Raw genomic sequence first — 10,884 nt, forward strand, 5'->3', positions numbered from 1 at the left:
TTTTAAAGGCTACCTGACCATTTTTTGCCAACAAATTCTACCAAGACCGGTTCTCCTAAAGACTAGGTAAAAACAGCCTGATTAGGTCAATCCCTTGTCCGTAGACCACTTCTGCAACAGCCACGGCCAATAAATGAAACGATTTTAGAAAAAGTGACAGCTCAAAAAAACGGTCGTTTAATCATACTTTTATAAAATAAATATGAATAATTTAGGAGAACTGGACTAAGGCTTTTCATAGGAGCCATTGTGGGAGCATTTTTTTATTTCAAAAATGGTATTGCAGGTAAATATTTATTTTTCAGTCCTTTTTGACTTTTTCTTATATTTAGGATTATGAGAACTACATTATAGAAGTATAAAAATAATATCACTAATTCGATTATTTCGGATTTTGCTATCAGGATAGGAAATGAATTTAAAAAGTTAAAACTAAATGGTATAAACACTCCTTCAGATGCTATAATTAAAACAACATAAAGAATCAAAGTCCAAGTAATTTGAAAGCTTATTAGTTTTCTACCAGTATCATCAACAAGTTTTATCTTTTCCCTTTTTAAAATCCACATCACAAGCGGAATTATTATGCCCAATAAAGGCTGAATTAGAAGGCTCGTAGCGCTTAGATTTAAAAGAGTTAAATATCCCTTATCTTCAATATCTGTCCACTCTAAAAGGTCGTCTGGTGTTACTCCAAGTGCTTGAGATAGCTTTATCAAAGTATCTCCTCTAGGAATTGACTCTCCTTTTTCAATTCGTTGAATAGTTCTTAAACTCAATTTTGATTCCTCTGATAGTTGCTCTTGAGAAAATCCTTTTCGGTTTCGTAAGTCTTTAATTTTATTTGCTAAGTTTTCATTCTTCATTTAGATATATTTTAATGATTACTCAGCAAAGATATTTTTATGCTGTTATATTGGTTGTGCCATTTCTATGTCAATCTTATGACATTTTCGCCAACGTTGGGCACAAATGTCATATAACGTAGGAATATGATCTTTTATTCTTTTATACTAACACCGCCAAATTAATATTTTTTCGTAAATAAGAACTGACCCATAAAACGGCCGATAAATGACACGATTTTAGAAAAGGGGACAGTTCCAAAAAAGGTTCGATTTACGGGACAGATTAAAAGCTGGAATAAAGCAGTATTTAGTCACAAATTGGAATGGTCTTTTGTAAAACGCCATTAAAGATTGGCTTCAATTAGTTTAATGATTTCCTTCTCATTAAATCCTGATTCTGCAAAAATAACATCACCTTTTTTGTTTATTAGAATAAATGTAGGGGCTGCGGTAACCTCATAAGTGGCCGCTAAACTTTTTCCCTTATAGAGAGTTGGATACTCTATTTTTATTTTCTCAACATAGGCCATTAAATTTTCCTGGGGGAAATCTTCTCGATATTCAATGCCAAATAGTTGGAACTTACTATCCTTATATTTTTCATGGATTGCATTAAGTTTTGGAACGGCCTGAACACATGGTCCGCAATTTTTGAACCAGAATTCAATTAGAATTACATTTCCCTTTAGCTTGTTAAAGTCTACTATGGAATTGTTTTCTAAATTGGGCAGCTTCCAGTGTTCAACGTCCTGTACAATTTTCGATTCGGCTGAACGAACCTTTAATGATTGCATTTTATTTTTTTGCTTCTCTCGGTATTCGGCCCAAGTCATTTTCGAATAATCTTTGGGAAATAATGCTCCACTCCAAACACTGTCATCCTGATTATAGTCAAAATCAAAGCTGTCATAAGTCCTGCTCATTCTCCCGGTAGGGCCATTATCCATTATCATCTTTCTTGGCAAATAATCTGACATACCAATCATTAAAGTATATTCTGTTTCAGCTGCCGAGACGTTTTTTAAGACAAAATTTCCCCAATCAATGTATCCGCCTTTAAATGTTATATCAAAAACATAGAGCTTCTGTCCGTTGAGCAAAGTGTCTTGTTTCCGTACGAATTCAATATTTTCATTCATCATCATTTCGGGTAAAAATTTCTTTACCCCGTATAATGTCAGTATCAAAGGATTATTGGCATTTGGCGTATCATCAATTAAAATGACCTTTTCATTAACCAAAGTCGAAATATGTCTTTTGCCATCATATATCAATTCTGATTCATCACTAGCCATATGATATTTGGGCGTTGAATTGTTGCTGTTTGTGAAGTCAAAGAAAACAGTGTCTATCTTATCCAAATAGGTGGTTCCACCATCCATTGCTTGGAATGTCGATTGATATTTAACCCTTTCAATGTCATAAATGTTTGAAATAGTTTTTTCTAATATAGAGGTATCCGATTCTTGACTGAACACTTTGATAGTGATGAAGCAAATTAAATAAATTGTTTTTTTCATGATTTATGGTACAGCAAGAATATAGCCATTAGCTACGATATTACTATTTAGTTGGCAACTAATGTAAATTTATTTTTGCATAAGACGCAGTCCTATTAGTGAAATTTTAACTAATATCAAGAATTCAGCAAGCTATGGATTAGTCGAAAATTTCATCGTCAAAATTTAAATCTAATTGAAAAAAGGAATAATCTTTTCCAATACTGTAAAACGGCCGATAAATGACACGATTTTTTTTGTTGGCAAATCGTTTTTAATTAGAGTATTAATTAAATTTATAATATATGAAAACATTCAAGATTGATAAGTCAAACTGGAAATCCATTCCGATTGAGTCCATTCGTTTTATACTAGTCGAAGGAAAAGACTATTTGGAATATACAATTTGTGAGTCCAACAAGATAACAAATAGAGCTTATTCCATAGTCCTGCTTTTGTTTGCTATTCTTTCAGGTATCGTCGCCTACACATTTAATAAAATGGTACTAGGAGGCTTTGAAAAAATAGTCGGCTTGAACTTCTGTTTAGTAGTTGCTTTGGTTTTTATACTAATCCAGCTCGGGACGTTGGTTTTTCCAAGAACAATAATGGTAAAAGGTAGAACACCTAAAAAATTAGCTCTACCTAAATTTTTAAACAATCCTAAATTAAATGACGAAGAAAATTATCTTGCTTTTATTATTCAAGATGTTGAAGTCGTTCAGGAAAAAATAGATTTTAACTTAATTAAAAACAAAAGACGACAAGTAAGATTAAGGAACAATATGATAGCCATAGCTGTATTATTTCCATTGTATTTAATCATAGCATTTTTTACAACACTTTAAGGGGTATGAAGCCCATCGGTACGAAAACGTACGCTAAGGTATTTAAACGTCTATTTATCAACATTTTAAATATTGCAATTTCATGAGTTTGACATGGTCGGATTATCAAAATCCAGAAGAAAAAGTAATCAACAGGATTATCAAGAACGGGAGAGGTTTTTATAAATCTCAAAAGTGTAAACTATGTATCTATAACTTTGTAAAGGATGTCCCTTTAACGTACCAAATTAACCACAACGTATCGGCTAAGCGTAGTGCGGTAGTAAGTAAACGATTAGTTTACGTCGTAGCACGAAGCTAAAGCTTATTGTTTAGATTTATTTTTTCTTTTCCAAAGCTAAATCCATAAGATTTAGCGACTTTATAAATATACACAGACCTTTCGATTTTAACCTAAAGTCCGCATTACGTTTAGGTATTGTTAGCAAAATGTGGCGACACGCAAGAGTAAGCACGAACAATTGAGTTTCCGTTTATTTTCCGTCCTAGTTAAGTCCATCTGCGCAATAGTTACGTTTGAGTAAAGTCCATCTGACAAATATCAGGCTATTTCTCCTTTTAAGAAATTCGAAAAAAGAATAGTGAACTATTTGTGTAACACGTAGTCAACCAGTTTATTGAACATTTCTTTTTTTACCTCTATATCACTAGTGCCAAATTGTTCGGGCTTTTTATTAGCTGTTATATCGCCAATAAAAATATCATCTTCTCTTTTTACAATTTTAGCAATAAAAATACAATGCCCTAACCAGCTGCGATGAAAGTAAATTGATTCATTTTGACTATAGATGAACCATTTGTCATCCATGCTAGTAGGTTTGAACCCCATTACAAGCTTGGAATATTCTTCAGCCAACAACTTCCGCCCAGAATAAAAACTCTCGGTCTGTTTGGGCATTGGTTCAATTTTCCAATCACTAAATTTTGTCATGAGCCATTTTTGCTAACGGTTCGGCTAAGCGTAGTGCGGGGGCAAGGAAACTTTTTGTTTCCGTCTGCCGACGTAGCTAAAGCTTATTGTTTTTCTTTTTCTTTTTGTATCCAAAGCTAAATCCATAAGATTTAGCGACATTATAAATATACGTAGACCTTTCCTTTTAAGCTCTAAAGTCCGCATTACGTTTAGGCTTTGTTAGCATACGTACTTTTTTTATTCCGCAACTATTTTTTTCCATTTGTCCGTTTCCGCAAAGTCCTTTACGATTCTATTACGTTCTGCTAATAAGTCCGTCATATATTTTAGCAAGAAAATCTTGTCCGCTAACTTACCCAAGATTCCAAAAGGAGATTCATAATCAAAATAATCCGTCATCATTGTCCCGCCATTTAAGTCCTCAAAATGATGTTCGTGTCTAAAACTTTTGAAAGCTCCTTTAACCATTTCATCTACAAACAGATTTGGACGTTCAAATTCCGTAATCTTAGAAGTAAGAAGTTGATAAATCCCAAAGTGTTTTGCTCTCCACGTAACCGATTCATCCATTCCAATTAATCCACTAGTTTTTCCAGCGATTGCAGTTTCGTCTGTATGTTCAGTGGAGATTTTATGTAAGTCAATGCTCCGTGATAAGTCGAATACGATTTCCTTACTCGCTTTGATTTCTGTTCGTAATTCGATTCTTGGCATATTGATTCTCAGTATGTATGCTAACGTTTTAGCTAAGCGTAGTGCGGTAGCAAGGAAACTTTTGGTTTCCGTCTGCCCACGAAGCTAAAGCTTTTGGTTTCGCTTTTTCTTTTTTGTCCAAAGCTAAATCCCAAAGATTTAGCGGCTTTATAAATATACACAGACCTTTCGTTTTAGCTCTAAAGTCCGCATTACATTTAGGTATTGTTACCATACGTTTTTAATCCGTCCTAACAGAGTTTGAATGTAAATCGAACCAGTTCTTTGAAATTAATTTCCCTGTTTCGTCAAAAGCTGCTGTCATCAGACGAGCTCCCATATTATAGTATATCACAGATTTGACATGTCCATTTTCATACCACTCAGTCCATATTCCATTTTCAAAGCCGTTTTGTCTTTCTCCAGAGGTTTTTACATTACCGTTTTGATAGGATTCGAGAATTTTTTCCTTGGCTGGTATTGGCTCAATCTGTTTATTGGTTCTATCAAATTCTAATTTCTTTTTGAATAAGACTAAATCTCCAAATTCCTCAATTACCATTTTGCTTTGGGTAAATTCCAGTATTTTATATTTCAGAGTTCCTAAACTTAAAATACTATCCTTAATCGAATAATTCGTTTTGAACTGTCCGTACGATTCCTTGATATCCAGCACTCCGTCCTTCTGAAAAAAATAAATGCTCTTAGGATTAAAATTAGACGTAACCTTACTATCAGAATCCAATAGAAGTTCAGGGTCTTGCTTGGGTTTTTCATGTTCCCAATTCCCAAGGATTTCTAAGTTCAAAGAGTTTTGCCCACTTAATACAACTGGTATAGTAAGTAAAATCGATAAGTAAGTATGTCTAATTAATTTCTTCAAAATGTTCGTTAAGGCACATAGTTTACACAAGTTAAAGATTAGCCTTTACACTAAATTAGTTTCTAACCTTGTTGCTTGTTCTTTATTTCTTAAATACTTTTCATCAAAGAAACCTAAAAATGTGTTTCTATAAAATACCCTCCAAATCCCGTTGCCCATTTCCTGGATCCCCACATATTTTCCCATTAATGCTGCGGTCACGTATACCCAATAATAGGATTTCCACCTTATAGATCCATTTTGTGTCACCTTAAGAACTTTATAGTTGGCATCGTAATCAAAGTTAGGTATTTTTTCAGGGAACGGCCTAGTGGAAAAATCATGCATATCAGCAGGTGTTTTCATGTCCAGTGCTTCATGTGGTCTTATGTGGTTGTATTCCTTTACAAAGTGATTTAAACGTCTTTGCTGCGCTTTCAGGTCATAGGCTGAAGGTTTGGCACAAGCTGCCTTCAGATCGCGGTGCATGCGTTCATGCCGTCCGTTCTGTTCGGGATGGGCCGGGTCCGAAAAAACAGGTGTAATCCCCAGTTCGATAAACCAATAGGAGAGTTGCGTAAATCTTTGGATGGTACGCACGGAACCGAAGGGGCTGCCATTGTCCGTATGTATTTGTTCGGGAATGCCGAATGTTCTAAAGACCCTTGTAAACTCGGCCTTGGCGGATCTTAGGTTTTCATGGTAATGTCCTTTTGCTGTAAACAGAAATCGGCTTTTGGAGTCCGCAATGGTGAGCGGGTGACAATAGATCTTATTGCCCATTAAAAACTTTCCCTTGTAGTCGGCACTCCAGACCTCGTTGCATGATTTTGGATCAAAAATAGGGTATACCGGTTCGACTCTCCGCATCCGTTTTTGTGGGCATACAAAACCGTTTTTCTTTAGGATGTTATGGACGGTGACCACTGAAGGGACTTCTTGCTGCGTAAAATCTTTAAACAACAGTTCCCTGATCTTTTTGGCTCCCCAATGCTTGTATTTTGTCTTTAAATTTAGAATGCCATCAACGATATTTTCACTGGTCGCATTGGGATGTTTTCCAGGAGCTCTGGACTGTTCCCTTAAGGCCTCAAAACCTTGCTTTTCGAACCTGCCTATCAATTTATAGGCCGTTGGCCTGGAGATATCGAAGCCTTTGCATAATTCTGTGATGGTGTATTTTCCTGTACGCCATTCACAGATAAATTCAATTTTCTGTTCCATAGTTGTTGTTTCTTTCCAAGGCATGATAATTTGATTTTGATCTCAAATTATAACCTAAAAAAGTGTAAACTATGTGACTTTAACTTTGTAAAGGATGTCCCTTTAACGTACCGCATTGTTTACAACGTCTCGGCTATGGTTAGTACGGGAATTAAAAGTAGTAACCTTTCGATTAAGCACTTAGCCAAAACTTTTTATTTTGTTTTATCTTTTTTGTTCTAAAGCCAAATCAAAAGATTTGGCGGACTTGGTATAAAGCTCTAAACTTTGGGTTAAGCACCAAAACCCGTATTAATTATAGCCATTGTTGGCGTGTCGTTTTTTATTTCACATACTGTCCAAAGTATTCATCAACTATTTTCTTATTAAACTTATCTTCTCCTCTCCAATATTCAACAAAAGCCCAATCGTGCCTTCCAGTTGTTGGTCTATCATAACTTTTAGGTTCCAAAATTTCACAACAACCAAGAATTTCCATAATTGTATGTCGTTCGTTTTGGCTTCCTTTCATTACATCTTTTAGTCTATCTCTTAACTTTCCAGGATACTCTCCGTTTTCTGAATCATTTATTGATTTTAAAATGTCTTTAAAAGTCTGAATATCTAATTCGGTAGGTTCAGAAACATTTTCTTGTTCGAATAGCTTTAAATCAAGATAGTTGTATAATAAGTCTGAATGTCTAACGCCACTCCATTTAATGCGCTCGAAATTGAGAACATTAAGGTCTTCATTTTCGTATTTAAAAATTTCAGGACGATAAAACTCTCTTTTACCTTCAAGTATAAGTTTGGCATTAAAATAACTTGCAAGAGCAGAACGCCAATCGAGTCGTTTATTACTCAAACTTGATAAAAATCCATTAGTTATCTTCTCTTTTTCAATTTGGTTTAACAAATTTTTTAAATTGGATTTAACCTCATTCATTGAGAGTGAAATTGGGTCAAACATTAATCCTTTAGATTTGGCATATTCAAAGTCTACAGGGTCAGTTTCATATTCACGTTTCCAACCTTGAGAACTCCAATATGTTTTAAATAAAATTGATTTTGCTTTTTTATCCATTACTTTTTTCAAATGCACGCCAACGTTTATGTATAAGAATAGTTGCGGGTTTGTATGCGAGGATTTTCCGAAGGAAAATCAGACGTTACAAACACGCAACGACCTTTGATTAAGTACTAAACCGCAATTATTTTTATACGGTGTTATGTGCAGGCTTTTATTTCCGTTTTTAGTTTATTTCCATAATTCAGATTCTCAAAGAAACTTAATTGTCGCTCAAATAAATATCCATTGGCAATTAAATTCATTTCATAATCTGTCGTTTTTATATTTAATTCCATTTGGTCAATTGAATACTCGTGAAGTCTAAATCTAAAATATCGTGCAGTTAATTTAGAAACTCCAAGTTTTAATAAAATCCACATTGGTGACAAAAAAAACGGGTCAATATTTTCTTTTCCGCGAGTTAACGTAATTCCGATAATGTTTTCATTCGGAATGGGAATCGCAGTCAGTTTATTAGAATAATTCGCACGTAACAAAAGTCCGTCAGTCCACTTTTCAAAGTTGCATTTAGAGTCAATTTTCAGAGAATCAGTTCCGTTTTTTTTAGTTTTAAATGACTTTAAATGAAATCCTGTACTACCAATTGGTTTCGGTTTTCGTAAATCGATTTCAGCCGATTTTCCAATTTGTTTTATTATTGATTGTTCAGTCATTTGTTATTAGTTCGAATCTTTTTTCAGCTGTCACGTCCTAAAATACGGCTACAGATTAATATTAAGTTTAAGCGGCATATTGATGCACGTAATTAGGTGTTTTATAATCTAAAGATAAATGTAATCTTTTGTTGTTGTACAACTTGATTGCGTTTTTGGTTGCCTTTTTAGCATGAACCACGCTAGTAAAGGTCTGGTCGAGATAAAATTCGTCTTTTAGTATTCCGTTTACCCTTTCTGCCATGGCGTTTTCATAGCAATGGTTTTCTTCTGTCATACTGATTCCTATCTTTTTTCTTTTCAGTATCCGTGTGTATATGTTGCTACAATACTGAATTCCCCTGTCCGAATGATGAATAAGCTGCTTAACGTTCTTAGCGTTATAAATAGCTTTGTTCAGCGCCCTTACGCATCCTTTGAGTTCAAGACTGTCACTTAGGTCGAAGCCTACGATTTTTCTTGAATACATGTCCGTGATCAACGCCAGGTAACAGAATCCTTCAATGGTTCTGATATAGGTTATGTCTGAGGCCCAAACTTGATTGGGCCTGTCGATTTTCAGGTCTTTTATGATGTTGTTGTACTTGTAGAACCTGTGATATGAATTGGTAGTTCTAGAAGAATATTTCTTTCTTCTAACAAGCAACCCATTTTCTCTCAAGATACGGAACAGCCGGTCCCTACCGATTTTCAGTTGTTGCTTATTAAAATCTTCATGTAACGACTTCATCAGTTTCCTAGTGCCTTCCCTGGGCAGGGTCCTTCTGCTTTTTCGAACGAGCTCGACAACGATCTGTTCCACCTCCGTTTTAGCTAGATAACGTTTATGGAATTTGTAATAGGCATCTCTTTTTAAAGAAAATGCATCACAAATAGCATCGATGGTGAACAGTCTGTCCTTTCTGTTTTTGGGTACTATTTTCATTAGGGCTCGATGTTTAAGTTTTTTTTTAGTTCCTCAACATCTTTGTACCCCAGGTTCTCGGCGGCCACTTGAAGATAGCTGTCGGCAACGAGCTTATCAAGGTCCTTTTTGATAAGAAGGTCCTTGAGTTGCTTCAGCTCTTTCTGGAGGGCTTTGATACGGGTGAATTCATCGTCTGTTTGCACGGTTACACGGGTGTTCATTAAATCTTTACGTCCATACTTCTTTATCCATACGTTTATAGTACTGGATTGTATCCCGTAAGTTAATGCAATTTGTCTTTTGGAATGGTTTCCTTTCGTAAGTTCTGCGAGAATCTTGAGTTTAAAGCTTTCGCTGTAACGTCTTACATATCCATCATTTTTATACATATACATTTGTTTTTTGTATACATATTTCAGGACGGGTCAAGCTTGCACATAACGTTAAGGCTATGATTCCGTTGCGGATAATTTCCAACGGAAATTGTCCGTCTGGAATCGGGCCGTTTTAATGTTAGTGTTTTTCATTTTTGTTAAAAAGCCGCAATGGATTATAGGTATTGTTAGCAACTGGCTTTATTTTTCCCTCAATTTTTTGATTTCCATTTCTAAGTCCTTATGCGCTTGCTTTTTGATTTCAGAATCAGATTTTTCAAAGTCCAGAAAACTGTGAACTGGATTTTCCAAACTTCTAGTCAGTCCACACTCATTAATTCTTAGTATTCCATTTGAATCCGTATGTCCGTAAAAAATCCACTTTCCAAGTCCATTGATTGTCGGACCGCATTGTTGGTCATAAGTCCCATCGTAGATAATTCCGTTTTCCGTTCCTTTAAATGAATCCACCACTTTTATTCGATAACTTTTTTCTTCGGGATTAAACTCCAAAACTTCGCCAATAAAAATACATTCCGACTGTTCAAATTCCGAAAACTGGAATATTTCGAGATTTTTATACACTGGGCAGCTACAGGCAAACAATCCAAATCCCACCAAAAATGTCAGGATAGTCAATATGTAAGTCCTCTTTTTCATTTTTTGAGCTTGTTGCTAACGTAGGAATATGATCATTGATCATATATCCTTTATATGTAAGGCTAAGTTAGCAAATCTTTAATATTCATAAAGGATCTATTCGCTACATGAGTGTAAATTTCCGTTGTTTTGGTAGAATTATGGCCCAATAATAATTGAATATGGCGAATATCGGTGCCATTTTCCAGCAGATGGGTGGCAAAGTGGAGTGTCTACCTTTGATGGCACTAATTTATAGAGTCCGTAATAAGTATATTTGAATTATGGCAAAACAGTATGATAATGAATTCAAGGTTATGATAGTAGATCTATTAAAATCTGGATTAATGGTAAA

At 35.0% G+C, this 10,884-nt stretch carries 12 protein-coding genes and 1 pseudogene; 1 reads left to right on the forward strand and 12 read right to left on the reverse strand.

The window, feature by feature from the left end; translation table 11 throughout:
- Nucleotides 1-263 precede the first annotated feature (263 nt).
- Nucleotides 264-866 (reverse strand): helix-turn-helix domain-containing protein, encoded by a 603-nt coding sequence (locus CWD90_RS22420; RefSeq protein ID WP_103478291.1) that lies wholly within the window; start codon nt 864-866, stop codon nt 264-266.
- A 326-nt stretch (nt 867-1,192) separates the two neighbouring features.
- The gene (locus CWD90_RS22425; protein WP_103478292.1) at nt 1,193-2,368 is read right to left on the reverse strand and encodes a TlpA family protein disulfide reductase; all 1,176 of its coding nucleotides are present in this window, start codon (nt 2,366-2,368) and stop codon (nt 1,193-1,195) included.
- A 284-nt stretch (nt 2,369-2,652) separates the two neighbouring features.
- On the opposite strand from CWD90_RS22425, the gene CWD90_RS22430 reads away from it, so the two are divergent.
- Entirely contained in the window at nt 2,653-3,195 is a 543-nt protein-coding gene (locus tag CWD90_RS22430; RefSeq protein WP_103478293.1) for a hypothetical protein, read from the forward strand.
- A 586-nt stretch (nt 3,196-3,781) separates the two neighbouring features.
- Here the strand turns inward: CWD90_RS22430 and CWD90_RS22435 are convergent.
- The 10 genes and pseudogenes from CWD90_RS22435 to CWD90_RS22485 all read right to left on the reverse strand — a co-directional run.
- Nucleotides 3,782-4,126, reverse strand: coding sequence for a hypothetical protein (locus tag CWD90_RS22435; protein ID WP_103478294.1), 345 nt, complete (start codon nt 4,124-4,126; stop codon nt 3,782-3,784).
- A 219-nt stretch (nt 4,127-4,345) separates the two neighbouring features.
- On the reverse strand, nt 4,346-4,822 hold the full coding sequence (locus tag CWD90_RS22440; RefSeq protein ID WP_103478295.1) for an SRPBCC family protein: 477 nt from the start codon (nt 4,820-4,822) through the stop codon (nt 4,346-4,348).
- A gap of 220 nt (nt 4,823-5,042) precedes the next feature.
- On the reverse strand, nt 5,043-5,609 hold the full coding sequence (locus tag CWD90_RS22450) for a toxin-antitoxin system YwqK family antitoxin (protein WP_103478297.1): 567 nt from the start codon (nt 5,607-5,609) through the stop codon (nt 5,043-5,045).
- Nucleotides 5,610-5,729: 120 nt separating this feature from the next.
- Nucleotides 5,730-6,911: an integrase core domain-containing protein gene (locus CWD90_RS22455; RefSeq protein WP_103478298.1), complete on the reverse strand. Its 1,182-nt coding sequence runs from the start codon at nt 6,909-6,911 to the stop codon at nt 5,730-5,732.
- A 298-nt stretch (nt 6,912-7,209) separates the two neighbouring features.
- Nucleotides 7,210-7,950: a hypothetical protein gene (locus CWD90_RS22460; RefSeq protein WP_103478299.1), complete on the reverse strand. Its 741-nt coding sequence runs from the start codon at nt 7,948-7,950 to the stop codon at nt 7,210-7,212.
- A gap of 143 nt (nt 7,951-8,093) precedes the next feature.
- Nucleotides 8,094-8,609: a hypothetical protein gene (locus CWD90_RS22465; RefSeq protein WP_103478300.1), complete on the reverse strand. Its 516-nt coding sequence runs from the start codon at nt 8,607-8,609 to the stop codon at nt 8,094-8,096.
- 67 nt (nt 8,610-8,676) lie between these two features.
- On the reverse strand, nt 8,677-9,534 hold the full coding sequence (locus CWD90_RS22470; RefSeq protein WP_103478301.1) for an IS3 family transposase: 858 nt from the start codon (nt 9,532-9,534) through the stop codon (nt 8,677-8,679).
- Nucleotides 9,534-9,905 carry a transposase gene (locus CWD90_RS22475; RefSeq protein WP_103478303.1) on the reverse strand — a complete coding sequence of 124 codons (372 nt, stop codon included), beginning with the start codon at nt 9,903-9,905 and terminating at the stop codon, nt 9,534-9,536. Before CWD90_RS22475 ends, CWD90_RS22470 begins: the two co-directional genes overlap by 1 nt.
- A gap of 186 nt (nt 9,906-10,091) precedes the next feature.
- Nucleotides 10,092-10,550 carry a hypothetical protein gene (locus tag CWD90_RS22480; protein ID WP_103478302.1) on the reverse strand — a complete coding sequence of 153 codons (459 nt, stop codon included), beginning with the start codon at nt 10,548-10,550 and terminating at the stop codon, nt 10,092-10,094.
- Between the two features lie 62 nt (nt 10,551-10,612).
- Nucleotides 10,613-10,753, reverse strand: a pseudogene (locus CWD90_RS22485) (tyrosine-type recombinase/integrase); the annotation flags it as partial.
- Nucleotides 10,754-10,884: the final 131 nt, after the last annotated feature.

The organism is Arenibacter catalasegens (assembly GCF_002909235.1).
Lineage (GTDB): Bacteria > Bacteroidota > Bacteroidia > Flavobacteriales > Flavobacteriaceae > Arenibacter > Arenibacter catalasegens.

Coding starts and splice junctions, on each gene's coding strand:
- CWD90_RS22455 (WP_103478298.1), bottom strand. CDS start 6,911: ATGCCTTGGAAAGAAACAACAACTATGGAACAGAAAATTGAATTTATC.
- CWD90_RS22470 (WP_103478301.1), bottom strand. CDS start 9,534: ATGAAAATAGTACCCAAAAACAGAAAGGACAGACTGTTCACCATCGAT.
- CWD90_RS22440 (WP_103478295.1), bottom strand. CDS start 4,822: ATGCCAAGAATCGAATTACGAACAGAAATCAAAGCGAGTAAGGAAATC.
- CWD90_RS22480 (WP_103478302.1), bottom strand. CDS start 10,550: ATGAAAAAGAGGACTTACATATTGACTATCCTGACATTTTTGGTGGGA.
- CWD90_RS22465 (WP_103478300.1), bottom strand. CDS start 8,609: ATGACTGAACAATCAATAATAAAACAAATTGGAAAATCGGCTGAAATC.
- CWD90_RS22475 (WP_103478303.1), bottom strand. CDS start 9,905: ATGTATAAAAATGATGGATATGTAAGACGTTACAGCGAAAGCTTTAAA.
- CWD90_RS22425 (WP_103478292.1), bottom strand. CDS start 2,368: ATGAAAAAAACAATTTATTTAATTTGCTTCATCACTATCAAAGTGTTC.
- CWD90_RS22435 (WP_103478294.1), bottom strand. CDS start 4,126: ATGACAAAATTTAGTGATTGGAAAATTGAACCAATGCCCAAACAGACC.
- CWD90_RS22430 (WP_103478293.1), top strand. CDS start 2,653: ATGAAAACATTCAAGATTGATAAGTCAAACTGGAAATCCATTCCGATT.
- CWD90_RS22460 (WP_103478299.1), bottom strand. CDS start 7,950: ATGGATAAAAAAGCAAAATCAATTTTATTTAAAACATATTGGAGTTCT.
- CWD90_RS22420 (WP_103478291.1), bottom strand. CDS start 866: ATGAAGAATGAAAACTTAGCAAATAAAATTAAAGACTTACGAAACCGA.